Consider the following 24,145-nt stretch of genomic DNA (forward strand, 5'->3'; position numbering starts at 1 on the left):
GCATCGCCGCAACCGCTCTCAGTGCGGCTGTTCCTTGACCTTCAGGAACTTCACCTTGGGGTGATCGGCTTGCGCCCGGTCGAGATGCCAGGCATTGCGGGCAAGGAAGACGGGATCGCCGTTATGGTCCTTCGCCATGCTGGCCCGGGTCTCGTCCAGGAACGACTTGAGAGCCGCGGCATCGTCGCTCTCCACCCAGCGCGCGGTATGGAGGCTGGTCGGCTCGAAGCGCACCGGCAGGCCGTATTCCGTGCGGATGCGGTCGGCCAGCACTTCGAACTGCAGCGCGCCGACCACGCCGACGATATAGTCCGTGCCGATCTCCGGGCGGAAGACGCGCGCCGCCCCCTCCTCCGCCAACTGCTCCAGCGCCTTGCCGAGATGCTTGGCACGCAGCGGATCATCGGCGCGAACGGATTGCAGGTATTCCGGCGCGAAACTGGGAATGCCGGTGAATTGCAGCGCCTCACCCTCGGTCAGCGTATCGCCGATCCGGAGATTGCCGTGATTGGGTATGCCGAGGATATCGCCGGCAAACGCCTCTTCCGCGATCTCGCGATCCTGCGCCAGGAAGACCACCGGATTGTGCAGGTTGATCTGCTTGCCGGATCGGACATGCAGCATCTTCATGCCGCGCTGGAACTGGCCGGAGCACAGGCGGAAGAAGGCGATGCGGTCGCGATGCTTGGGATCCATGTTGGCCTGGATCTTGAAGACGAAACCGGTTGCCTTCTCCTCGGTCGGCGCCACGTCGCGTGTCGTCGTGTGCTGCACGCGGGGCGGCGGCGCCATTTCGGCAAGACCCGCCAGCAGTTCGCCAACGCCGAAATTGTTGACCGCCGAACCGAAATAGACCGGCGAGAGGTGGCCTTCACGATAGGCCTGAAGGTCGAACGACTTCATCAGGCCGCGCGCCATCTCGACATCCTCGCGCAGGCGCGCAACCTCGTCGGGTTTCAGATGTGAGTCCAGCGCCGGATCGTTGATGCCCTTGATCTCGATCTCGGCCTCGTCCTGCTTGCCGCCGCGCTCGAACAGGAACAGCCGGTCGCGCAGCAGGTCGAAACAGCCCTTGAAAGTCTTGCCCATGCCGATCGGCCAGGAGGCCGGCGTCACGTCGAGGGCCAATTGCTGCTCGATCTCGGAAAGTAGATCGATCGGCTCGCGCCCTTCGCGGTCCATCTTGTTGATGAAGGTGACGATCGGCACGTCGCGCAGGCGGCAGGCCTCGAACAGCTTGAGGGTCTGGGATTCGATGCCCTTGGCCGCATCGATCACCATCACGGCGCTGTCGACAGCGGTGAGGGTTCGGTAGGTATCCTCCGAGAAATCCTCGTGGCCCGGCGTGTCGAGCAGGTTGAAGGCGCAGCCCCGATACTCGAAGCTCATCACCGAGGCGGTCACCGAGATGCCGCGCTCGCGCTCGACCTTCATCCAGTCGGAACGTGCGCGCCGCTGTTCGCCGCGCGCCTTGACGGCGCCGGCCAGCTGGATGGCGCCGCCGAACAGCAGCAGCTTTTCGGTCAGCGTGGTCTTGCCGGCGTCCGGGTGGGCGATGATCGCGAAGGTGCGGCGCCGCGATACTTCGTTGGGCAGGTTGGCCATGGATATCCCAAGCTTCAATTTTGCCGCAATCTACGCATTCCGGCGGGAATTTCCACCCCTATGATCGCGGCGACCCGTATGATTCTTCAGGCTTTTTTCGAACTTACCAGCATCACGCCGCCAAGCACGAAGGCGCCGCCCAGAATCTGCTCGAGGGAAACACTTTCCCCCAGCAGCGCCCAGGCGAAGAAGATGGTGGCGACCGGACCGATCGAGCCGATGATCGAGACCTTGGCGGCCCCGATGAGCTGGATCGCCCTCGCCGTCAGGAAGATCGGCAACAGGGTCGAGACGACCGCCATGGCCAGCGCATAGGCATAGACCTGCCATGGCTGGCCGAACGCCGTGGCCAGCGGGCTCTGGATTGCGAAATGGCCGATGCAGGCGATGGCTGCCACCGTGGTGGCTAGGGCCGCGAAACGCGTGGAGCCGATCCGGGTCATCATCTGTCCCGACCCCACCAGATAGATCGCATAGGTGATCATGCACAGAAAGACGAGACCGCCGCCGATCAACGTCGCCGCCTGATCGCCGGTCACCCGCACGTCATGCACGAAGGCGATGGCGATGCCGAGATAGGAGAGTGCCATGGCGGCAATGGCGCGACCAGTGATCGGCTTCTTGAGGACATAGACCGAGATCAGCACCACGACGGTCGGGTAGAGGAACAGAATCAGGCGCTCGAGACCGGCCGAAATATACTGCAGCCCCAGGAAGTCGAGCAGGCTGGACAGGTAATAGCCGAAAAACCCCAGGAAGAGGATCGCCCGCCAATCGCGCGGGCTGAGTGCCGTCGTCGATCCGCGTCCCGACCACCAGGCTGCCGCCAGCAGCACCGGAAGCGAGAACGTCATGCGCAGCGCGAGCAGCAGCACGGCATCAACCCCGTACTGATAGGCAAGCTTAACAAAGATCGCCTTCATCGAGAAGGCGGCGGAGGCAATGAAGGCGAGCCAGACGCCGCGGTGGATTGTCATGAGGGTAGTTCCGACCACGGACGCGGGTTGGGCAGATGGCGTCCTGCCCGCCAAGCTATGGCGGCATCATGCCGGCGACCAGCCGCATTTTCGGCATCGGCCGCTTTCGTTTCTGCATGGCCGGCAAAACGCCGGCCGGCTGGTCTAGCCGACCGCCTGCAGCGCTTCCGGCTCCGGCAGGTTCACGCCCCACATCTTCTCGAGACCATAGAGCGTCCGGATTTCCGGCCGGAACAGGTGAACGATGATATCGCCACCGTCGACCAGCACCCAGTCACCCTGGCTCAAGCCCTCGATACTGATCGACTTGACGCCGGCCTTCGAGAGTTTTTCAGCCACGTGCTGCGCCATCGCCGCCAATTGCCGCGTGTTGCGCCCGGTTGCGATCACCATGAAATCGGCAATGGCGGATTTCTCGGCAAGGTCGACATGGACGATATTCTCGGCCTTGTCCGCATCCAGCGACTTCTCGACCAATTGCAGCAGGTCATGCCGGCGCGCATCGTTTGCGGCCGGGACAGTCTGCTTGGGCTTCCTCGCCTTGCCGGCGGATTTGGGAGCAGCCTTAGGCTGCACGGCCGATTTCGGCAGGGGCTTCTTGACCGGGGTCTTTTTCGCGACCGACTTCTTGGCGGCTGAATTCTTGACGGCTGTCGCCTTCTTCGACGCAGATTTGGCACCAGTCTTGGCCGCGGCCTTGCCGGCCGCTTTGACCTTTGTGCCCGTGGCTGGCTTCTTGCCGGTCGATTTCACTGCGGATGTCCGACGCCCCGCGCTGTTCTTTTCAGGAATGGCTGCGATCCTCCATCCGGCGCTTCATTTGGTGCTCATCAGGGCGTCGCCGGCTGTGCCGCCCGTTGTTCCGGTTCCGCCCCAATTCCGCTTGCGGCGGATCTCGGTCGCAGAAATCGGATTCAATCGATGATGCACGAAGGTCCATGCCGGCGGTGACGACATAACCAGTGTCCGGGCAGCTTGCTCCCGCGCCCGAAAACAGGCGAATCGCCGTGCCGCCAACGCGGCCAATGCTTGATAAGTATAAGTCGGGCGGTCAAAAACCGCAATTGGCACGAGATGAAAGATCTGTTGCCAATCTTTCCAGGCCGCCATGCTGGCCAGATTGTCGGCCCCCATCAGCCAGACGAAGCGATAGGCACGGTACTGGTGCATGAGGCGCTTCAGCGTATCGGCAGTGTAGCGCGTCCCCGCCTTCATTTCGAAATCGGTCACCCGGATGCGCGGATGGGCGGCCACGCGCTCGGCTTCCTTCATGCGGACGGCAAAGGGGGCCATGCCGGCAGCGCTTTTAAGCGGGTTCTGCGGCGCCACCAGCCACCAGACCTCGTCGAGCCCGAGATAGGCCAGGGCCGCCAGGCTGATATCGCGATGCCCTTCATGGGCGGGATTGAAGGAACCGCCCAGCAGGCCGATCTTGCGCGCGACGACCGACACGGGTTACGGCCGCACCTGGCCGTTGCCGCGCACGATATACTTGTAAGAGGTGAGCTGCTCGGCGCCGACCGGGCCGCGCGCGTGCAGCTTGCCGGTTGAGATGCCGATCTCGGCTCCCATGCCGAACTCGCCGCCATCGGCAAACTGGGTCGAGGCGTTCCACAGCAATATGCCGGAATCGATTTCGCTGAGGAACCGCCGTGCCGCCGTCTCATCGGCCGTGATGATGGCTTCGGTGTGGTGCGAGGAATGGCGCGCGATATGCTCGATCGCCTCGCCCACGCCATCGACCACCTTCACGGAGAGGATGGCATCGAGATACTCGGTATCCCAATCCTCGGGGCTTGCGGCGCTCACCCGCTTGTCGAGGGCCTGGATCTCGGCATCGCCGCGGATCTCGCATCCCGCCTTGATGAGGTCGTCAAGGATCGGCTTGGTGAAGGCGAGTGCCGGGCGATCGATCAGCAGGGTCTCGGTCGCCCCACAGATGCCGGTGCGGCGCATCTTGGCGTTGAGCACGACCTTCCGTGCCATCTCCGGGTCGGCTGCGCGGTCGACATAGGTATGGCAGATGCCGTCCAGATGCTTCAGGACCGGAATGCGGCTCTCGCTGGCAACGCGCTCTATCAGGCCCTTGCCGCCGCGCGGAATGATGAGGTCGATATATTCGACAAGCCCCAGCATGATGCCGACTGCAGCCCGGTCGGTGGTAGGGAGGCGCTGGACCGCGGCCTTGGGCAGACCGGCGGCGCAGAGCCCCTCCTGCAGGCAGTCGAGAATGGCAGCGGCGGAATGGGCGCTCTCCGAACCGCCGCGCAGGATCGCGGCATTGCCGGATTTCAGGCAGAGGCCGGCGGCATCCGCCGTCACATTGGGGCGGCTTTCGTAGATGATGCCGATGACACCCAACGGCACCGCCACGCGCTCGATCCTGAGGCCGTTGGGTCGCTCCCAGGCACCGAGACTGCGGCCGACGGGATCGGGCAACTGCGCGACTTCCTCGAGGCCCTGAGCCATGCCGTCGACGCGCTTTTCATCGAGCAGCAGGCGATCAAGCAAGGCGGCGCCGAGGCCGCGCGCCCGCGCCGCCGCCATGTCCCTTTCATTAGCGGCAAGAATCTTCGGCGCCTGCGCGCGGATTTCGGCGGCCATGGCCTTCAGTGCCAGATCCTTCTTCTCGCGCGGCGCCTGGGCAAGCTTCAACGAGGCTGCCTTGGCTGCCCGGCCGAGCGCCAGCATCTCGTCCATGAGTGCGTCGCCAGTATCCTTCTTCAGCGCGGTCATTGCGTCTCCATGCCCTCAGTTGACCACCAGATCGTCCCGGTGGATCATCTCATCACGGCCGCGATAGCCGAGCAAGGCCGTGATCTCCTTGGATTTGTGGCCCATGATCCGCTTGGCATCCGCGGCATCATAGGCGGCGAGACCACGCGCCACCTCGTTGCCCTCCCGGTCGACCACCAGTACGGCATCGCCGCGCTCGAAACGGCCCTCGACGCCGACAATACCGGCAGGCAACAACGAGCGCCCGCCCTTCAGGGCATTCAAGGCGCCGTCATCCACGATGAGCCTGCCCTTGGCCTTGAGCGACCCGCCGATCCATCTCTTGCGCGCGGTCTTTGGGCCGCTGGCAGGCAGGAACCACGAGCAGGTGCCGCCATCAAGCACGGCCTGGAGCGGGTTCATCTTCTTGCCGCTGGCAATCACCATGCGGCAGCCGGCTGCCATGGCAATGCGCGCCGCCGCGATCTTGGTGACCATGCCGCCGGAGGAATAGCCGGCCGGCGCCGCCCCCGCCATACCCTCGATTTCGGCGGTGATCTCCGTCACCTCGCCAATGAAGGCGGCGTGCCTGTCCTTGCGCGGGTCCGCGCTGTAAAGCCCGTCGATATCGGAGAGCAGGACCAGCGTGTCGGCGCTGATCATCGCCGCGACACGCGCGGCAAGACGATCATTGTCGCCAAAGCGGATCTCGGAGGTCGCCACCGTGTCGTTCTCGTTGATCACTGGCACGGCGCCGAACTGCAGCAGCGTATTCAGGGTCGAACGGGCATTCAGATGTCGGCGCCGTTCCTCGGTATCGTCGAGGGTGAGCAGTACCTGCGCCACCGTGATGCCATGACGCGCCAGCGTCTCCTGATAGGCATGCGCCAGGCGGATCTGCCCGGTCGCCGCCGCGGCCTGTTTCTCCTCGAGCCTCAGCACACCGTCGAGGAGACCCAGATGCCGGCGCCCGACGGCAATGGCACCGGAGGAAACCAGCACCACTTCCTGCCCGGCCGCACGCAACGTGGCGACATCGTCAGCCAGTGCGTCCAGCCATTTCCGCCGGATGCCGCCGGTCTCGTCATCGACCAGCAGGGCCGAGCCGATCTTCACCACCACGCGCTTCGCGGCAGCCAGCGAGCGTTCCTTCGGCGGTGCTTTCTTCTTGTCACTCATCGAGCGCTTTCCCCCTCGCCCCAAACCCTCAGGCGTCGATCTCGACGCCCGCCTTGTCCTTGGCCTCTTCCGCCTCGCGCGCCTTCTCGGCATCGATGATCGCGAGCAGTGTGCGCATTAGTTCCGTGATACCGATGCCGGCGGCCCCCGAGACGCGATGCACGACCTGGCCCTTTTTCAGCTTCGCGGCCTTTTTCAGCTGCGCTGCCTTTTCCTCGATCTCCTCCTCTATGAGCGCGTCGCATTTGTTGAGCGCCACGATCTCGATCTTGGTCGCCAGTTCCTTGCTGTAGGCCTTCAGCTCCTTGCGGATGGTCTTGTAGGCGCCGGCCACATCCTCCTGCGTGCCGTCGACCAGATGCAGCAGCACCCGGCAACGCTCGACATGGCCGAGGAACTTGGTGCCGAGACCAGCCCCTTCATGGGCACCCTCGATCAGGCCCGGGATGTCGGCCATGACGAACTCGCGCTCGTCGACATGAACGACGCCCAGCTGCGGCTTTAGGGTGGTGAAGGGATAGTCCGCGATTTTGGGTCGGGCGCGCGAGACGGCGGCCAGCATGGTCGACTTGCCGGCATTGGGCAGACCCACCAGCCCGGCATCGGCAATCAGTTTCAGGCGCAGCCAGATCCAGCGCTCCTCGCCCGGCCATCCCTGGCCCGCCTGGCGCGGCGCCTGGTTGGTCGAGGTCTTGTAATGCGCATTGCCGAAGCCGCCATCGCCGCCCCGGCAGAGCACGATGCGCTCGCCCGGATTGGTCAGGTCGAACAACAGCGTCTCCTTATCCTCGTCGAAGATCTGCGTTCCGATCGGAACCCGCAGGACGATGTCCTCGGAATCCTGGCCGGTCCGCATCTTGCCCATGCCGTGATAGCCGCGCCGCGCCTTGAAATGCTGCTGGTAGCGATAGTCGATGAGCGTGTTCAGGTTGGGCACCACCTCGACGATGATATCACCGCCGCGCCCGCCATTGCCGCCATCCGGTCCGCCGAATTCGATGAATTTCTCCCGCCGGAACGAGACACAGCCCGCCCCGCCATCGCCGGATTTCACGAAGATCTTGGCCTCGTCGAGGAATTTCATTTTGCCGGCCTTTCACCGAGATGCTGGCAGAAGCGCAGCAGATATCCGTCCGGGTCCTGCACCAGGAACTGGCGCTGGCCGGTCTCATGCTGGTCGACGCGATACCAGGCGTCATAGGGTTCACGATAGAGAATGACATCGGCCGCCCGCAGCCGCGCAATCAGGTCGTCGAGATCATCTACTTCGATCTGCAGGTTGATGCCGCGACCGAAGGGCGGCTGCATCGGCCCGGTCAGCCAGGAATCTTCTGCATCGATCTGCTCGATCATGATCTGGGCGCGACCCTTCTCGAGATAGGCGAAGCCTGACTCCGTCCGATCATAGAGGCAGGCGAAGCCAAGCAGATCGACATAGAACATCCGGCTTGCCGCGAAATCGCGGCAGAGCAGTTCCGGCACCAGGGCGTTGTAGGCGATCTCTTGCGGCTTCATGTTGCTGGCTTCAGGACAAAGAAAAAGGGGAACGGCGTTTCCGCCATTCCCCTTTTCGAACACTTCAGCGAATGGCCGCGCCCGTTACCGGGCGCCGATGCTCATTCGGCCGCCGGTCGTGCCGCGGGCAGGACCGAGACGGTGGTGCGACCACCGGCACCGGTCTTGAAGGTCACCTTGCCTTCCGCCTTGGCGAACAGGGTGTGATCCTTGCCGATGCCGACATTCTGGCCGGGGTGGAACTTGGTGCCGCGCTGCCGGACGATGATGTTGCCGGCGATCACGCTCTCGCTGCCGGCCTTCTTCACGCCCAGGCGACGGCCAGCGCTATCGCGGCCGTTACGCGAGCTACCACCGGCTTTCTTATGTGCCATCTGGGTCTCTCCCTAATTCCTGACCAAGCCGGCCCTTCAGGCCGCCTTGATACCTTCGATCTTCAGCACCGTCACGAACTGGCGGTGGCCGCGCTTGCGGCGATAATTGTGGCGACGGTTCTTCTTGAAGATGATGACCTTGTCGCCCTTGCGCTGCTCGAGCACCTTGGCGGTGACCGAGGCGCCCTTCACCACGGGGGCACCCACGGTGATGTTGCCGCCTTCGCCCACCATCAGCACTTCGTCGAGCGAAACGCTGGCGCCTTCCTCGGCCTCCAGCTTCTCGACCAGGATGATGTCGTTGGTGGCGACCTTGTACTGCTTGCCGCCGGTCTTGATCACTGCGAACATGATTGCCGTCCTATGAGCGCTCGGCACGAAAGCCGCGTTCCGCCGCCCAAATTTGAATTCCACACGTCAAAAAACGTCGGGCCGCCGAAGGGCGACCCGTTCGGCGTGGGAAATAGACGTTATCGCCCCTGCCTGTCAACCTGAATCGGCCGGGCGCGCCTCGGCGCCTACGGCGTCCTTAAGTGCCTGCTTTCAAGCCATTTAACCGCAAGGTTCGGGTGGCCGGCAAGGCACTTTCCCCCGCCTGCTCCAGCCCCAGCACGGCGAGGCTGCCGGCGACACAATCTGCCATCACCGCCAACCTGCTGTATTTGTTGAGAATCGGGTATCGGAGCCAGGCAAAGTCGCCGGGCAGACCGTCAAGCTCGGCCGCCAGCGCGCAGGCGTCGCGGAAGCGCCCCGGGCTGTCGACGCCCCGGGGATATCCTCTCGGCCAATCCCCGGCTTGGCCCGGTTCCGGCCAGTGGTTCGAAATCGCGACTGGGCCGGGCCGCAGCCGCACCCGCTCCTCCAACCGCTCGACCACCATGCTGCGGCCGTCCACGCCGGTGAGGCTGAAAAGGGCCGGGATCGACAGGGGCGTGCCCGCCAGCAATGCCAGCGCCTCGTCAAAATCCGCAGCTTTTTCAAATACCTGACGCAGAAGATGGGTCGGCGGAATGGCACGGCGGCGGTGGACCCGAATCCGCTCGAGGACCCAATCGACCGGCTTTACCCCACTGGTCCGGCGGATCGGCGGCTGGTTATAGGCTGCGGCGAAGCGCCCAGGGGCAAGGCCGGTCAGCACGCCGACAAAGCCGGGCCAGGTAGCCTGCCACCAGGCGCCATGCGGCGATTGATGGCGCGTCACGGTAAGCTCATCGCCCAGACCGTTGAGCGGCCAGTCCAGCACCCGCATCAGCCGACCGCCATTGACCATGCTGGAGCAGGCCCATTCGGTGCTGAGATTGAGTGCATAGACCCCTGAAATGCCTGGCATCCCGGCGATCGCGGCAATTTCCACGGCATAGGGCGTCACGTTCCGTGCAAGCCAGCCGCGCGAACGCCAATCCATGGCGGCCTGGACCGGGCCGGTCACCAGTGCCCGGCCGGCGGCGGCAAGCCGCGCCACCTTTTCCGGCGCCATCAGCGCCAGGCGGTCGAAACCGGCCGCGCCCAGATCAATGACGGCGATTTCCGGCAATCCGCGGCTCTCCGGCACGAGCATCCCTCCACAGCACGGCTTTCGGACAGGATCGGGGCGGTAACGGCCGGGGGTCAAGCCGCACTTGCGAAGAGCGATTCACTTCGTTAGGTTCCGCGCCGTTCGACCGGCCCGGATCCTCCTGCGCGAGGACCCCTGCGGAGGGGTGCCAGAGTGGCCGATTGGGGCAGTCTCGAAAACTGTTGTACGTGCAAGCGTACCGTGGGTTCGAATCCCACCCCCTCCGCCATTTTCCCGACGCGCCCTGCAGTTGGAAAATTCGATGGCATCGAATTCGAACCGGGCTCCGGCAAAACTAAGCCAAATCGGACGCAAGCAGCGCACGCAGCGCGGCGGCATCGATGGGCTGCATGCCAAGCTGTCCCATCGTTTCCGCAACCGAGTGGACGAGATCCGCGTTTGACGTGGCCGTGCTGCCATCGGGCCGCAGCAGATTGTTCTCGAAGCCGACCCGAACATGGCCGCCCATCAGGGCCGCCGCCGTGACGCAGGCCGCCTCCCTTCTGCCAAAGGCACAGACACTCCAATGGGCAAAGCGCGGCATGTCCGGGGCGATGAAAGGCAGCAGGTCGCCGGGCTGTGACAATTGCCCCTTGCTGTAGCGGCCCAGCACGAAGAGGACCGGAATATCCGCCCAGGGAACAGCGCCGCTTTCCACCAGCTCGGCCAGCCGCCGCGCCTCGGTTGGGTCATAGAGAATGATTTGTGGCATCACATGTTCCTGCTTCATCCAGGCGAGAAGCTCGATGAAACGCGGCTCGGCGGCCGCGTCGGGAACGAACTCCCGCAGCGCCAGCGAGGCCGATTCCGGCCGCACGGCCTTCAGCACCGCGATCTGTTCTGCCGGCCGATAGATACCGAATGATTCGGTGGTGATCTGGATGACCAACCGGTCGCCGGTCGCGCGGCGGATGGCGGCGATGGCCTCGCGATAGGCATCCGCATCCAGCAAATGGGAGCCATCGGCCTTGCGTACATGCACATGGATCATGGCGGCGCCGGCCGCCACGCATTCGGCCGCATCGCGCGCCAGTTCGGCAGCATTCAGCGGGATGGCCGGATGATCGGCTTTCGTGCGCCGGCCGCCATTCGGCGCCACCGCGATCGCCACGCGGGTAGGAAGGAAACCGTCCGTCATGATACACGCCCCCGTTTTATGAAGCATTTAGATCATAACTATCATTATTGAAACAAGTGTTGCAGTTCGGCGACAAGGGGTGTAGAGGAGGGACATGCAGACCGCCCCCCTCTCCGACAAGATCGTCCACGCTTTTGACGGCATGTCCCGGCAGTTGCAGGTCGCCGCGCGCTATCTCCTTGAGCATCCGCGCGAGGTCGCCCTTCTGTCGATGCGCGAACAGGCGCGCCAGGCCGACATCCAGCCCGCCACCATGACGCGACTGGCAAAACATCTGGGCTTCGAGGGGTATGACGATATCCGCCAGCTTTATGCCGATGCCATGCGACAGGACGGCCTCGGCTTTGCCGGACGCGTTGGACAGCAGGCCAAGAGCCAGAAGCTGAAGGGCGACCAGGTTCTCGCCGCCGACATGCTTCGTGCTGTCGGCACCCATATCGCCGCACTGGCGCAGCCGGCGATGCTGGGCGATCTCGCCGAAGCAGCCCGCTATCTCGAACGCGCGCGGCGCATCCACTGCCTCGGCCTGCGCTCAAGCCATTCCGCGGCGTGGCATCTGCATTACATCCTCTCTATTACGGGCAAGCACTCCATCATGCTCGACGCCATGGGCGGGATCGGCGCCGATGCGCTGGGCAGTGCCAGCCGCGATGACGTGCTGGTCGCCGTCAGCGTGATGCCCTATACGCGCCAGACCGTCGACATTACCGAATACGCCCGCGCCTGCGGCGTCCCGGTCATCGCCATCACCGACAGCCCGGTGGCGCCGCTGGCCCAGAGCGCCGCCGTGGCGCTGATCGTTCCGACCGACAGCCCCTCCTTCCTCCACACCATGTCGCCGGCCTTCGTGGTGGCGGAGATCCTGGGCGCACTCGTGGCCGGGCGGAACGGCAAGGCGGCCGGCGAGGCGCTGGCCCGGGTGGACCGGCAATCGGCCGCGCTCAATACCCATCTCAAGAGCCGCGGCAGGCGCTGATGACCCGGCTGCTACACCGCGCCATTCGCGGAACCATGCCCGTCGCTATCGGTGGCGCGGGGATAACCCTCAACGATGCCGACGGCAAATCCTATATCGACGCCTCCGGCGGGGCTGCCGTCTCCTGCCTCGGCCACGGCCATCCGGACGTGATTGCCGCGCTGCATCGCCAGGCCGACAGGCTGGCCTATGCCCATACCGGATTCTTCACCAGCGAACCGGCCGAGGCGTTGGCCGAGCGGCTGATCGAGGATGCGCCCCCAGGGATCAGCCATGTCTATCTGGTTTCCGGCGGCTCGGAAGCGGTCGAGGCGGCGCTCAAGATGGCGCGGCAATATTTCGTCGAAAAGGGCGAGCCGCAGCGGCGCCACATCATCGCCCGCCGGCAGAGTTACCACGGCAACACCCTGGGGGCGCTGGCGGCGGGCGGCAACGAACTGCGCCGCGCCCAGTTCAAGCCGCTGCTGATCGAAACCCATCACATCGATCCCTGCTACGCCTATCGCCTGCAGAAACCCGGCGAGAGCGACCAAGCCTATGCCGCGCGCGCAGCACAGCAGCTTGAAGACAAGATCATCGAGTTGGGGCCGGACCAGGTCATCGCCTTCGTCGCCGAGACCGTGGTGGGCGCGACGGCGGGCGCCGTGCCGCCGGTCGCCGATTATCTGGCGCGGATCCGCAGCATCTGCGACCGCTACGGCATCCTGCTGATCCTCGACGAGGTGATGTGCGGCATGGGCCGCACCGGCACGCTCCACGCCTGCACGCAGGATGGCGTCGCCCCGGACCTCATGACCCTCGCCAAGGGTCTCGGTGCGGGCTATCAGCCGATCGGCGCCGTTCTTCTGTCGCAGCACATCTTCGACGCCTTTGCCGGCGGATCCGGCTTCTTCCAGCACGGTCACACCTATATGGGCCATCCGATGGCCGCCGCCGCTGCCCTGGCGGTACAGGACGTCATCCGCCGCGATAACCTGCTCGCCAATGTCGCTGCCATAGGCGCGGAACTCGACCGCCGCCTGCAGGAGCGCTTCGCCGATCATCGGCATGTCGGCGACATCCGCGGCCGCGGCCTTTTTCGCGGTCTCGAACTGGTCGCCGACCGGGCGACGAAACAGACCTTCAACCCGGCGCTGAAACTCCATGCCCGCGTCAAGCAGGCAGCCATGGCGCATGGTCTGATGGTCTATGCGATGGGCGGCACGATCGACGGCCGCCATGGCGACCATGTCCTGCTCGCGCCGCCCTTCATCGTCACCCGTGCCGATATCGAGGTCATCGTCGAACGGCTCGGCGCCGCCATCGATGACGCCATCGCCAGCATCCCTGCCCCGGCCGGGGTGCACGGATAGAAGGACTTTCACAACGACCGCCACACCAGGACAGGGAGAGAATCATGAAACGCACCAGCCTTCTCGTCGCCGCCTTCGCCGCCGCCATCGCCATCGCCCAGCCATCCCAGGCCGAAGACCTCATCGTCGCCACCGACACCGCTTTCGTGCCGTTCGAGTTCAAGGAGGGTGACAAATACGTCGGCTTTGACATCGATATGTGGGACGCCATCGCCCAGGAGATCGGCGTGACCTACACGCTGCAGCCGATGGATTTCAACGGCATCATTCCGGCCCTGCAGACCAAGCAGGTCGATGTTGCGCTGGCCGGCATTACCATCAAGGAAGAGCGCCAGAAGGTGATCGACTTTTCCGACGGCTATTATGACAGCGGCTTCCTGCTGATGGTCCCGGCCGACAGTTCGATCAAGGGCGCCGAGGATCTGAAGGGCAAGATCCTGGCGGTCAAGACCGGCACCTCGGCGACCGATTACGCCAAGGAGCACTTCACCGAAACCGAGTTGCGGCAGTTCCCCAATATCGACAACGCCTATCTCGAGCTGCAGACCGGGCGCGTCGACGCGGCGATGCACGACACACCCAACGTGCTCTATTACATCGCCACCGCCGGCGGCGGAAAGGTCAAGGCGGTGGGCGAGCAGATGATGGCGCACCAATACGGCATCGGCTTCCCGAAGGGCAGCGAGTTGGTTGCCAAGGTCAATGCCGCCCTCGCCAACATGAAGAAGGACGGCCGCTACAACGAGATCTACAAGAAGTGGTTCGGCGCCGAACCGCAGAGCTGATCACCCGCGTCAGGCGCGCCGGCATCGCCGGCGCGCCTCACACCTCACCAGGATGGTCGCCATGGAATTCGACTGGTCCGTTATCGTCGATGCCACCCCCGCATTGCTCGGCGGCGCTCGCCTCACGGTTCTGATCACGCTGGTCGGCCTCGCCGGCGGCCTTGCGGTCGGCTTCGTCGCCGGCCTGATGCGGGCCTATGGCGGTCGCTTCCTGAGCGCCCTCGCCTTTACCTATATCGAGCTCATCCGCGGCACGCCGATCGTCGTCCAGGTGATGTTCATCTACTTCGCCCTGCCGGTGCTGGCCGATATCCGCGTCAATCCGATGACCGCCGCCATGACGGCCATCATCGTCAATGCCGGCGCCTATATCGCCGAAATCGTGCGCGGCTCGTTCCTCTCGGTCCACAAGGGCCTGAAGGAGGCCGGGCTGGCAATGGGCCTGCCGATGTGGAAGGTGCTGCTCTATATCATCGGCCCGGTGGCGTTCCGGCGCATGATTCCGCCGCTCGGCAACCAGTTCATCGTCAGTCTGAAGGACACCTCGCTGTTCATCGTCATCGGCGTCGGCGAATTGACGCGCCAGGGCCAGGAGATCATGGCGGCGAATTTCCGAGCGGTCGAGATCTGGACGGCGGTTGCCATTCTCTATCTGCTGATGACCGGCACCCTGACCCTGATCCTGCGGATCACCGAGAAGAGGATGCGGATGCTATGAGCCTCGTCAAACTCTCGAAAGTGACCAAGACCTTCGGCACCGTCGTCGTGCTGCAGGAAGTCGATCTCAGCATCGAGGCCGGCGAGGTGGTGGTGCTGGTCGGCCCGTCGGGGTCGGGGAAGTCGACCCTGCTGCGCTGCATCAACGCGCTGGAGCCGATCAATGGTGGGGACCTCATCGTCGACAATATCAGCGTCCGTGCCGGCCGCTCGCAGATACGCGCCATCCGCCAGGAAGCCGGCATGGTCTTCCAGCAGTTCAACCTGTTTCCCCAGATGACCGCGTTGCAGAACGTCGCTTTCGGACCACGGCATGTCCGGGGTGCTGGCAAGGCCGAGGCGCTTGCCCAGGCCCAGGCCCTGCTGGCCAAGGTCGGCCTGGCCGAGCGCGGGCATCACTATCCCAGCGAACTCTCGGGCGGCCAGCAGCAGCGCGTCGCCATTGCCCGGGCGCTCGCGGTCAAGCCCAAGCTGATGCTGTTCGACGAGCCGACCTCGGCGCTGGATCCCGAACTGCGGCACGAGGTGCTGCAGGTCATGAAATCGCTGGCCGAGGAGGGGATGACCATGATCGTGGTCACCCATGAAATGGCGTTTGCCCGTGAAGTCGGCACGCGGCTGATTTTCATGGAGGACGGCAAGATCTCCGTCGATGGCGATCCGGCCAGCCTGCTCAGCAATCCCGACAACCAGCGGCTGCGCGAGTTCCTGCAACATGTCCACTAGGGTCATGCCGGACCTTGCGGCGCTCGACATCTCGGGCTCGCCCTATGAGGTCGGCCTGCAGCTTGGCCGCTTCGGCGCGCGGATCACCCACGACTATCTCCGCCATTCCCCGGCATGGCTCGGTGTCATGGCACACCGTGCCGACCCGAAGCTCGAAGAGATGCGGAGGTTGACCCAAACCCGTTACGCGGCCTATTGGCAGGAACTCCAGGGACTGGCGGACGGCCTCGATCTTCCCTTTGACGACGTCTTTCTCTGGAACTGTCGCGGCGACATCTGGGCGCTGGCGCCGGACGGGTGCACGACCGTGCAGATTCCGGGCGACATTCCCGGCGCAGCGCACCTGATCGCGCATAACGAGGACGGCGATCCAGGTCTGCGGAGCCATTGCGCGATAGCACGGATCGCGCCCGGCGGCGGGGCTGGCTTCCGCAGCTTCATCTATCCCGCCTCGCTACCCGGGCATACCTTTGCTGTGACCGATCGGGGATTGGTCCAGACCGTCAACAATATCCGCGCCGGCGCCGGCGCTGCCGGTCTGCCGCGCATGGTGCTGGGGCGCGCCGTGCTCGATTGCCAGGATATCGATGACGCCATCGCGCTACTGAAGGCTGCACCGCGCGCGGGGGCCTTTCATTTCACGCTCGCGCAAGCGGGCGATCCGCGGATCTTGAGCATCGAGTTCACCCACAATCAATGCTCGGTCGCGGGTGTGACGGGCGCTGATTGCCACGCCAACCACCTGGTGCATCCGCGGATGACCGGCGAAGCCCAGACGATCACCGCTTCTTCCCAAGCTCGTCAGCGGCGCGCGCGCGAGATGATTGCCAAAGCCAGCACCGGCCGGGAGGTTGACGCCCTCGCCATCCTTTGGGATCAGGCGAACTCCACCCTGCCGATCTATCGCGCACAGCCCGACGATCCGGATCAAGAAAATACGCTGGCGACGGCAGAGTTCGTGGTAGCCGAAGACGCCGTCGACTGCCGGATCCACGAACGCGACGGAAGCGCGCCCGTGATGACCTTCCGCGTACCGGCCGCGGCGGCGGCCTAGAGCGGCCAGACCAGCAGCAGCATCGGCAGGGCTACCGCCACCACGATCACCTCCAGCGGCAGGCCGAGTTTCCAGTAGTCGCCGAAGCGAAAACCGCCGGGGCCAAGGATGAGTGTGTTGTTCTGGTGGCCGATTGGTGTCAGGAACGCGCAGGAGGCACCCACCGCAACCGCCATCAGGAAGGGGTCCGCGCTGGCGCCCATCGAGTTTGCCGTCCCGATCGCGATCGGGCACATCACCGCCGCCGTCGCCGCATTGTTCATGAAATCGGACAGCGTCATGGTGACGACCAGGATGAGGCCGAGCGCGACAATGGCATGCCCCCGTGCCACGCCGTCCAGCAGCAGGCGCGCGATAAGGTCGGCCGTCCCGGTGGTCGCCATTGCCTCGGCCACGGGGATGAGGGCGCCGAGCAGCACGATCACGGGCCAATCGACGGCGTCATAGACGCGGCGCGGCGATACGGTCCGGAAAGCCATGCTGGCGAGCACGCCGCCGGCAAACGAGATTGCCGCCGGCAATAAGCCGACGGCCGCGCTGCCGACCGAGGCCAGCATGATCGCAGCCGCGATGAAGGCCTGGCGGCTGTCGGGTAGTCGCAGCGATCGTTCGGCCAGGGGAACGCCGCCGCATTGCGCGGCAAAATCGGCAATCGCGTCCGGCGTTCCCTGCATCAGCAGCACGTCGCCGGGCTGGATCGGCATTGTCCGCAAGCGCGCAATCGAGCGCTGGCCCTGGCGCGAGATAGCAAGAAGGTTGATGCCATAGGTCGAACGCAACCGGATGTCGCTGGCGGAACGGCCGGCCAGAACCGAATTCGGCAGCACAGCAATTTCCCGCAGCAGAATGTCCTCGGGCAGTGCCGCGGCTTCTGCTGCCCCTTCGGCCTTCTCCGTCTCGCCCTTCTGGTCGGTGACGGCCTCTTCCAGGGTGAGGTTGAGTGTGGACAGGACCGCTGCCAGCGCCTTGGGTTCGGCCTCGATGATGAGAATGTCCCCGGCCTGCACCTTGCGCGCCGGGTTGGGGGCTGTCACGCGAAACTCCCGCCGCACCAGGCCGACGATCTGGGCGTCGGCTTCGTCGAGCACCCGCTCGATTTCGCGCAGGGTCATGCCGACGGCCTTTGCCTTGTCGGAGACCCGCGCCTCGGTGAGGTAGGCGCCGGTGTCAAATTCCTCCGCGCCGGCACCCTTGCGTGCCGGCACCAGTCGCCAGCCGACCAGCGCCACGAAGCCGAGGCCGGCCGCCGCCACGGCCAGGCCGACCGGGGTGAAATCGAACATCGAGAAAGACGCATTGCCGAGGCCGCTGCGGAAGCTGGACACGATGAGGTTTGGCGGGGTTCCGATCAGTGTCGTCATGCCGCCGAGGATGGAGCCGAAGGCCAGCGGCATCAGCACCTTGCCGGGCGGCAGGTTCTGGCGTGCCGCCATCTGCAACGCCACAGGCATCAGCAGGGCTAGCGCCCCGACATTGTTCATGAAGGCGGAAAGAATGGCGGCGAGGCCGGTCACTGCGGCAATGGCCAGGGTCGGTCCGGCCGCTTCCGGCAGGACCCGCTCGGTCAGTATGTCGATGACGCCGGATGCCTGCAGGCCGTGACTGAGCACCAGGACACAAGCCACCGTGATGACCGCGGGATGCGCGAAACCGGCAAATGCATCCGCGGCCGGCACAACGCCGGCGACGACGCCGGCGAGCAACGCGGCAAGCGCCACCATGTCATGCCGCCAGCGACCCCACAGGAACATGGCGGCAGCGGCGGCCAGGATGGCAAGGATGAAAACCTGATCTTCCGTCATGATTCCGCAGTTTCTGAAGTCGAAAAAGATTGCCGCGCCGGCCTGCGGCCGTTCCACGGCCGGGTCATCTTCGTGCTAGGGTCGCTTGTTGCCGCGATATCAGCATGGGAGCCGGAAGGATGAAAGCCTATTGCATCGTCTATGAAAACATTGACGACCCGGAGATGTTCCAAACCTATCGCGCACAGGTGATGCCGACGATCGAGGCCCATGGCGGCCGGTTTCTGGTTCGGGGCGGGGCCTTCACGGTACTGGAGGGCGAAATGCCGTACTCGCGCATCGCCGTGCTGGAGTTTCCGTCGCGCCAGGCAGCTGAAGATTGGTACCATTCGCCGGATTACCAGCGCATCCTGCCCTATCGCCTCAAGGCCGCCCGCTGCCAGTTCGTGGTGGCGGACGGGATCGGCTGAGGCAAGGCATCGATCCACCCACCGGATAGCAGCAGCAATCCCCTAGCGCGCCGGATTGAGTTGATAGCCGGAGCCGGCTGCCACCATACTGGTAGCGAAGCGGAAATCGGTCGGGTGCGCCGCATGGATGCGGTAGAGAGGTTCGCCCTTCTGCACCGGGTCGCCAACCTTCCTGAAGAGGTCGATGCCGGCGCCCTTGTCGGTGGGCGCCCCGGCAATGCGGGCAAGCCGCGCCAAGCGATAGCAATCGATCGACGCCACGATGCCGTCGGCCTCGGCAGGGACGTCATGACGCAGGGGGCCCAGATCGGGTCTTGCCGGCGGCGATCCCTGGGCGGTCATGATCAACTCCATCTGGCGAGCCGCAGCGCCGCTCTCGAGCAGTTCGAGCGCACGCGCATGCCCCTTGCCGCCACGCAGCCCGGGATCGAAGTCGAGAATATGTCCGGCCAGCAGCAGGGCCCGGGCGCGCAGGTCCCGTGGCGCCAGCGGATCGTTTTCCAGCACCCGCATCACATCGCGCGCCTCCAGCATCGGGCCGATGCCATTGCCGACCGGCTGCGAGCCGTCGGTGATCTCGACCCGCACAACGAGGCCCAGCTGGTCGCCGACGAATTCGAACAGCTTGCGCAAGCGGATGGCGTCGGCATGGGTTCGCACCTTGGCCGTGGGTCCGGCGGGAATGTCGATCACCAGATGGCTCGACCCGGCGGAGAGCTTCTTCGACAGAATGGATGCCACCAATTGTTCGCGCGTATCGATGCCGAGCGGTCGTTCGACCGAGATCAGGATATCGTCGGCCGGTGCAAGATTCACATGGCCGCCCCACACGATGCAGCCATGGGTGGCGCGTACGATGTCGCGCATCTCGTCGATGTCGATTTCGACCCTGGCCAGCACCTCCATCGTGTCGGCGGTGCCGGCCGGCGAGGTGATCGAGCGCGACGAGGTCTTCGGGATGGTGAGGCCGTGCGCCGCCACGATCGGCACCACGATCATCGAGGTGCGGTTGCCGGGAATGCCGCCGATGCAATGCTTGTCGACCACCAATTGATCCGGCCAGGTGAGCCGGCTGCCAACGGCGGCCATGGCCCGGGTCAGGCCCAGCACCTCGTCGGTGGTGAGGAAACTCGCCGAGGCGATGAGAAAGGCCGCGATTTCCATCTTGGAATAGCGGTTGGCGGCGATGTCGCGGATGATCGCCTCGAAATCCGCCGGCGACAATGTTTCGCCCAGGACCTTCGCGCGCACCGCCTCGCGGCTGGCCGGCGGCAACGCCTGTGCCACCTGTACGATCTCGCCTGCCGGCAGGCCGAGCTGGCGGAACCCGGATTCAGAGAGGCCCAGTTCGTCGGCGCCGAGCAGGCCGGCATCGTCGATGATGTTGAGCACGGCGAGGATGGAGCGGCCGTTCCTGGAGACCTCGATCTTGGCGAGGCCCTGGAACTTCTCCGCCCGATAGAGCGGGCAGTCGCGCGAGAGATAGGCGACGTTCTCGCGATAGGTATCGATCGCCATGGGTTTCAGTTTGAGCACGCGCGCAAGTCTCCATCGCCGCTGACGGAAATCATTTGCCAGACCTGCCCCTGATCATACTTGATTCAAATCAAGCAGGGACAGGGCGATCCCGGTTATTCGTTATATGCGGCGAGGACACGGGACCATGCAGCAACCATCGGCGGCCGGCCGGTTCATTTATGTGATGGGCGCCTCGGGCGCCGGCAAGGACAGCGTCATGTCGCTGGCCCGGCAGCAGCTCGGCCCTGCCGACGCGGTTGTTTTCAGCCATCGCTATGTCACGCGCCCGGCCGAACTCGGCCACGAGAACTACGTCGCCCTGACACCGGCGGAATTTACCCTGCGCCGCGACAGGGGGCTCTTCCTGTTCGACTGGCGGGCCCATGACCTCGCCTACGGTATCGGCATCGAGGCCGATCTGTGGCGCCGGGCCGGGCTCGACGTCGTCATCAGCGGTTCCCGCGCCCATTTTGCAACCCTGCCTGCGCTGCCGCACCTCCTCCCCGTGCTGATCGATGCACCGCCGGACGTGCTGCGGCAGCGTCTGCTGGCGCGCGGCCGCGAGGGAACGGCGGCGATCGAGGCGCGACTTGCCCGCGGCCAGTCGCTCAGGCCGGCGCATCCAAAGCTGGTGACCGTCGAGAATGCGGGCCTGCTCGCCGCGGCGGCCGGGCGCTTCCTCGCCTTGCTGCGCGGCGCGGCGATCAGGTAGCTGGCGGACGGCCGAGCATCTCGCGGCAGGTTCCCAGCAGGGCAACCACCTCGGCATCGGCGACCTGCGGGAAATGCCGGTAATAGGCACCAACGGCACCAAATCCTTCGGGGATCGACAGACAGACGAGGTCGTCGACTTCCCTGCGCAGCATTTCGACCGTGTCGCTGGGCCCCACGGGCACGGCCAGCACGACGCGCTTCGGCCCCTGACGGCGCAGGGCACGCAGGGCAGCGCGCGCCGTCGCCCCGGTCGCCAGGCCGTCATCGACCACGATGGCGACCTTGCCGGCCGCGGAAAGCGGTGCATGGCCACAAAGGTAGACCTGCCGCCGCCGGTGGATCTCCTTCAACTCGCGTTCGCTCGCTTGCCGCAGGAACTCGGGCGTGGGCTGGAGTAGCCGCACGATGTCTTCGTTCAGAACGATCTCGGGCTCGGCCCCGTCCACCACGGCGCCAAGTGCCAGTTCCGGCTGGAATGGCGCCGAGATTTTCCGGACCATGATGAGATCGAGCGGGGCCGACAGAGCCCTAGCCACTTCGAAGGCAACCGGCACGCCGCCCCGCGGCAGGGCGAAGACGATGCAATCCTGGCCGCGATAGGCGTCGAGTGCGGCAGCAAGCTGTCGACCGGCCTCATTGCGACCCTGGAACATGCTCAGCCTCCCCATGCCTTGGGATGGCTGGAAACCTAGGGCCTCCGGCCGGACGATATCTTGACCTGAATCAAGTCGGGGCGGCGGCCGCCCTCAATCCGCGCCCTTCATCTCCTGAAGGATATTGCCGCCATCGACCACCAGCATCTGACCGGTGATATAGGAGGCTTCGCTGCTGGCGAGAAAAACGGCCGCGGCCGCCACTTCCGCCGGCCGCCCCGGGCGACCCAATGGCGTATGCCGGCCGGCCTCGATCTCCCTGGCCGATGACGACGCAGTTTCGATCCAACCCGGGCCGATGGCATTGACCGTGACGCCCTTGCTGCCGACCTCGACCGCCAGCGCCCGGGTCATCCCCATCATTGCGGCCTTGGCGGTCGAATAGCCGGCACTGCCCGGATTAGTGACCAGCGGACCGGTCACCGAGGAGATGTTGACGATGCGGCCATATTGCCGGCGCAGCATCTGCGGCAGCACGGCGCGCGTCACCAGGAAACAGGTATCGAGGTTGATCTCCATCGTGCGGCGCCAATCCGCCGTCGCGATCCTGTGGAATAGGGCGGTCTTCTCGCGCCTGCCGGTCTGGATCATGCCGGCGTTGTTGACCAGGATGTCGATCCTGCCCACCGATTTGTTGACGGCAGCGACGAGGGCGTCGACCTCGGCCTCGACAGTGAGATCGGCGATGAATGAGGCATGGCCGTCGCCAGCCAGTTCGCGCCGGCGGTCATGGATACGACGGGTGGTCGAGGTGATGGCGACGCGCGCACCCGCCGCCGCCAGCGCCTTCGCGGTTGCAAAACCGATCCCATCCGAACTGCCGGCACCCGTTACCAGCGCGATCCGGCCTTCCAAGCTCAACATGGCAGTGCTCCCCGCTCTTCATATTCCTCAAGACCTTACCCCTGTTCGGCAGGGATTTTCGGCTCTCCCCCTTGCTTAACCGGGGGCGCGGTCGCTATCAATGGCGCCCTCGACAACAGCGAAAGGGGCACGTGCGCGCATCATGGCATCACTGGAAGCCGGCCTGCCGATCAAGCAGGTCGACGCGATGATCAAGCGAGAGAGAGACCGTTACATCCAATCCAATCCCGTTTCCCGGAAGCTCGGCGAAGACGCCCGCAAGAACTGGGTCAAGGGCGTTCCCCATCACTGGATGCTGGACTGGTCGACCCCCTTCCCGCTCTTCGTCGCCGATGCCAAGGGTACGACCCTCACCGATGCCGACGGCCACACTTACGACGATTTCTGCCTGGGCGATACCGGCTCGATGTTCGGCCATTCGCCGGAACCAGTGGCCAGAGCCATCGCCGCGCAGGCGTCCCACGGCCTTACCTACATGCTGCCGACCGAGGACATCATCGCGGTGGGTGCGGCACTCGAGAGGATGTTCGGCCTGCCCTTCTGGCAGGTGGCGACGACGGCAACGGATGCCAACCGCTTCGTGCTGCGCTGGTGCCGCGCCATCACGAAACGACAGAAGATCCTGGTCTTCCACGGCTGCTATCACGGTGCCGTCGACGACACCTTCGTGCGATTGAAGGACGGCCGGGCGATCCACCGCCCCGGCCTCATCGGCCAGGTCTACGACCTCACCGCCAACACCAAGGTGGTCGAGTTCAACGACGTGCCGGCACTGCAAGCAGCCCTCAAGGATCGCGACGTCGCCTGCGTCATCACCGAACCGGCGCTGACCAATATCGGCATGGTGTTGCCGCAAGCCGGCTTCCTCAAGGCGCTGCAGCAGGCCTGCCGTGATACCGGCACGCTGCTGGTGATCGACGAGACGCATACCATCTCGACCGGCTATGGCGGCTATACCCGCACGCACGGACTGAAGCCGGACTTCCTGACCCTTGGAAAACCGGTGGCGGGCGGCCTGCCCTGTTCGGTCTTCGGTTGCACCGCTGAGATCGCCGAGCGGATGCGCGCGGCGGAACAGGAAGCGGGGCCCGGCTACAGCGGCATGGGCACTACCTTGTCCGCCAATGTGCTGCAGTTCAAGGCGATGCGCGCCAACCTCGAGGAAGTGATGACGCCGGCGGCTTATGCGCACATGCTGCCCCTGTCGGAAAAGCTGGCCCGCGGCATCGAGGCGGAGATCACGCAACGCGGCCTGCCCTGGCATGTCTCGAATGTCGGTGCGCGGGCCGAATTCGTCTGCGCGCCGGAACGGCCGAGGAACGGCAGCGAGGCGCAGGACGCCATGCATGGCCCGGTCGAGCTGGCGGTCCATCTCTATCTCTTGAATCGCGGCTTGCTGATCGCGCCCTTCCACAACATGACCCTGGTCAGCCCGGCGACGACGCCGGCCCAGGTGGACCGCCTGGTGGCGACGATCGGCAACTGTCTCGACGAACTGGCTGCCTGACCGGCGCCG

At 65.0% G+C, this 24,145-nt stretch carries 25 protein-coding genes and 1 tRNA gene; 10 read left to right on the forward strand and 16 right to left on the reverse strand.

Annotation, left to right across the window (positions count from 1 at the left end; genetic code table 11):
• Positions 1-18: 18 nt before the first annotated feature.
• The 11 genes from A8950_RS16510 to A8950_RS16560 all read right to left on the reverse strand — a co-directional run bounded on the left by A8950_RS16510 (position 19) and on the right by A8950_RS16560 (position 9,917).
• Complete coding sequence (locus A8950_RS16510) at positions 19-1,605, reverse strand: peptide chain release factor 3 (RefSeq protein ID WP_133614785.1); 1,587 nt, start codon at positions 1,603-1,605, stop codon at positions 19-21.
• A gap of 86 nt (positions 1,606-1,691) precedes the next feature.
• Positions 1,692-2,582, reverse strand: a complete 891-nt coding sequence (locus A8950_RS16515) for a DMT family transporter (RefSeq protein ID WP_133614786.1) — start codon at positions 2,580-2,582, stop codon at positions 1,692-1,694.
• Positions 2,583-2,726: 144 nt separating this feature from the next.
• Positions 2,727-3,335 carry a ribosome silencing factor gene (gene rsfS / locus A8950_RS19895; RefSeq protein WP_243735680.1) on the reverse strand — a complete coding sequence of 203 codons (609 nt, stop codon included), beginning with the start codon at positions 3,333-3,335 and terminating at the stop codon, positions 2,727-2,729.
• 63 nt (positions 3,336-3,398) lie between these two features.
• Positions 3,399-4,034, reverse strand: coding sequence for a nicotinate-nucleotide adenylyltransferase (locus A8950_RS16525; protein ID WP_243735681.1), 636 nt, complete (start codon positions 4,032-4,034; stop codon positions 3,399-3,401).
• Between the two features lie 3 nt (positions 4,035-4,037).
• Positions 4,038-5,318: a glutamate-5-semialdehyde dehydrogenase gene (locus tag A8950_RS16530; RefSeq protein WP_133614787.1), complete on the reverse strand. Its 1,281-nt coding sequence runs from the start codon at positions 5,316-5,318 to the stop codon at positions 4,038-4,040.
• A 15-nt stretch (positions 5,319-5,333) separates the two neighbouring features.
• Positions 5,334-6,476, reverse strand: coding sequence for a glutamate 5-kinase (proB, locus tag A8950_RS16535; protein ID WP_133614788.1), 1,143 nt, complete (start codon positions 6,474-6,476; stop codon positions 5,334-5,336).
• A 28-nt stretch (positions 6,477-6,504) separates the two neighbouring features.
• Entirely contained in the window at positions 6,505-7,560 is a 1,056-nt protein-coding gene (gene obgE / locus A8950_RS16540; RefSeq protein WP_133614789.1) for a GTPase ObgE, read from the reverse strand.
• Positions 7,557-7,991 (reverse strand): bleomycin resistance protein, encoded by a 435-nt coding sequence (locus tag A8950_RS16545; protein ID WP_133614790.1) that lies wholly within the window; start codon positions 7,989-7,991, stop codon positions 7,557-7,559. Before A8950_RS16545 ends, obgE begins: the two co-directional genes overlap by 4 nt.
• A 101-nt stretch (positions 7,992-8,092) precedes the next feature.
• The gene (gene rpmA / locus A8950_RS16550) at positions 8,093-8,365 is read right to left on the reverse strand and encodes a 50S ribosomal protein L27 (RefSeq protein WP_133614791.1); all 273 of its coding nucleotides are present in this window, start codon (positions 8,363-8,365) and stop codon (positions 8,093-8,095) included.
• Between the two features lie 36 nt (positions 8,366-8,401).
• The gene (gene rplU, locus A8950_RS16555; RefSeq protein WP_133614792.1) at positions 8,402-8,716 is read right to left on the reverse strand and encodes a 50S ribosomal protein L21; all 315 of its coding nucleotides are present in this window, start codon (positions 8,714-8,716) and stop codon (positions 8,402-8,404) included.
• 178 nt (positions 8,717-8,894) lie between these two features.
• A complete protein-coding gene (locus A8950_RS16560) occupies positions 8,895-9,917 on the reverse strand; it encodes an Ntn hydrolase family protein (protein WP_133614793.1) in 1,023 nt (340 codons plus the stop codon).
• Between the two features lie 142 nt (positions 9,918-10,059).
• Here A8950_RS16560 and A8950_RS16565 point away from each other — a divergent pair.
• A tRNA-Ser gene (locus A8950_RS16565) sits at positions 10,060-10,149 on the forward strand.
• A 66-nt stretch (positions 10,150-10,215) separates the two neighbouring features.
• On the opposite strand, the gene A8950_RS16570 is transcribed toward A8950_RS16565, so the two are convergent.
• Positions 10,216-11,058, reverse strand: coding sequence for a BKACE family enzyme (locus A8950_RS16570; RefSeq protein WP_133614794.1), 843 nt, complete (start codon positions 11,056-11,058; stop codon positions 10,216-10,218).
• 94 nt (positions 11,059-11,152) lie between these two features.
• On the opposite strand from A8950_RS16570, the gene A8950_RS16575 reads away from it, so the two are divergent.
• The 6 genes from A8950_RS16575 to A8950_RS16600 all read left to right on the forward strand — a co-directional run bounded on the left by A8950_RS16575 (position 11,153) and on the right by A8950_RS16600 (position 16,668).
• On the forward strand, positions 11,153-12,034 hold the full coding sequence (locus A8950_RS16575; RefSeq protein WP_133614795.1) for a MurR/RpiR family transcriptional regulator: 882 nt from the start codon (positions 11,153-11,155) through the stop codon (positions 12,032-12,034).
• On the forward strand, positions 12,034-13,386 hold the full coding sequence (locus A8950_RS16580) for an aspartate aminotransferase family protein (RefSeq protein WP_133614796.1): 1,353 nt from the start codon (positions 12,034-12,036) through the stop codon (positions 13,384-13,386). The genes A8950_RS16575 and A8950_RS16580 overlap by 1 nt, the downstream gene beginning before the upstream one ends.
• A 44-nt stretch (positions 13,387-13,430) precedes the next feature.
• Positions 13,431-14,171, forward strand: a complete 741-nt coding sequence (gene glnH, locus A8950_RS16585; protein WP_133614797.1) for a glutamine ABC transporter substrate-binding protein GlnH — start codon at positions 13,431-13,433, stop codon at positions 14,169-14,171.
• A 61-nt stretch (positions 14,172-14,232) separates the two neighbouring features.
• A complete protein-coding gene (gene glnP, locus A8950_RS16590; protein WP_133614798.1) occupies positions 14,233-14,889 on the forward strand; it encodes a glutamine ABC transporter permease GlnP in 657 nt (218 codons plus the stop codon).
• Positions 14,886-15,614: a glutamine ABC transporter ATP-binding protein GlnQ gene (glnQ, locus tag A8950_RS16595; RefSeq protein WP_133614799.1), complete on the forward strand. Its 729-nt coding sequence runs from the start codon at positions 14,886-14,888 to the stop codon at positions 15,612-15,614. Before glnP ends, glnQ begins: the two co-directional genes overlap by 4 nt.
• 4 nt (positions 15,615-15,618) lie before the next feature.
• Positions 15,619-16,668 carry a C45 family autoproteolytic acyltransferase/hydolase gene (locus A8950_RS16600; RefSeq protein ID WP_133614800.1) on the forward strand — a complete coding sequence of 350 codons (1,050 nt, stop codon included), beginning with the start codon at positions 15,619-15,621 and terminating at the stop codon, positions 16,666-16,668.
• Here A8950_RS16600 and A8950_RS16605 read toward each other — a convergent pair.
• Entirely contained in the window at positions 16,665-18,470 is a 1,806-nt protein-coding gene (locus A8950_RS16605; RefSeq protein WP_133614801.1) for an SLC13 family permease, read from the reverse strand. The two genes, A8950_RS16600 and A8950_RS16605, sit on opposite strands and share 4 nt — an antisense overlap.
• Before the next feature lie 119 nt (positions 18,471-18,589).
• Between A8950_RS16605 and A8950_RS16610 the strand changes: the two genes are divergently transcribed.
• Positions 18,590-18,880, forward strand: coding sequence for a DUF1330 domain-containing protein (locus A8950_RS16610; protein ID WP_166645238.1), 291 nt, complete (start codon positions 18,590-18,592; stop codon positions 18,878-18,880).
• Positions 18,881-18,922: 42 nt separating this feature from the next.
• On the opposite strand, the gene A8950_RS16615 is transcribed toward A8950_RS16610, so the two are convergent.
• Positions 18,923-20,416, reverse strand: a complete 1,494-nt coding sequence (locus tag A8950_RS16615) for a thymidine phosphorylase family protein (protein ID WP_208109903.1) — start codon at positions 20,414-20,416, stop codon at positions 18,923-18,925.
• A gap of 127 nt (positions 20,417-20,543) precedes the next feature.
• On the opposite strand from A8950_RS16615, the gene phnN reads away from it, so the two are divergent.
• On the forward strand, positions 20,544-21,110 hold the full coding sequence (phnN, locus tag A8950_RS16620) for a phosphonate metabolism protein/1,5-bisphosphokinase (PRPP-forming) PhnN (RefSeq protein WP_133614803.1): 567 nt from the start codon (positions 20,544-20,546) through the stop codon (positions 21,108-21,110).
• On the opposite strand, the gene A8950_RS16625 is transcribed toward phnN, so the two are convergent.
• Both A8950_RS16625 and A8950_RS16630 read right to left on the reverse strand, forming a co-directional pair.
• Positions 21,103-21,765, reverse strand: a complete 663-nt coding sequence (locus A8950_RS16625; protein ID WP_208109904.1) for a phosphoribosyltransferase — start codon at positions 21,763-21,765, stop codon at positions 21,103-21,105. The two genes, phnN and A8950_RS16625, sit on opposite strands and share 8 nt — an antisense overlap.
• A 93-nt stretch (positions 21,766-21,858) precedes the next feature.
• Positions 21,859-22,629 (reverse strand): SDR family NAD(P)-dependent oxidoreductase, encoded by a 771-nt coding sequence (locus A8950_RS16630; protein WP_133614805.1) that lies wholly within the window; start codon positions 22,627-22,629, stop codon positions 21,859-21,861.
• 142 nt (positions 22,630-22,771) lie between these two features.
• Here A8950_RS16630 and A8950_RS16635 point away from each other — a divergent pair, with 142 nt between their 5' ends.
• Positions 22,772-24,136, forward strand: a complete 1,365-nt coding sequence (locus A8950_RS16635) for an aspartate aminotransferase family protein (RefSeq protein WP_133614806.1) — start codon at positions 22,772-22,774, stop codon at positions 24,134-24,136.
• The last annotated feature ends 9 nt before the right edge of the window (positions 24,137-24,145 follow it).

Source organism: Dongia mobilis, assembly GCF_004363235.1.
GTDB lineage: Bacteria > Pseudomonadota > Alphaproteobacteria > Dongiales > Dongiaceae > Dongia > Dongia mobilis.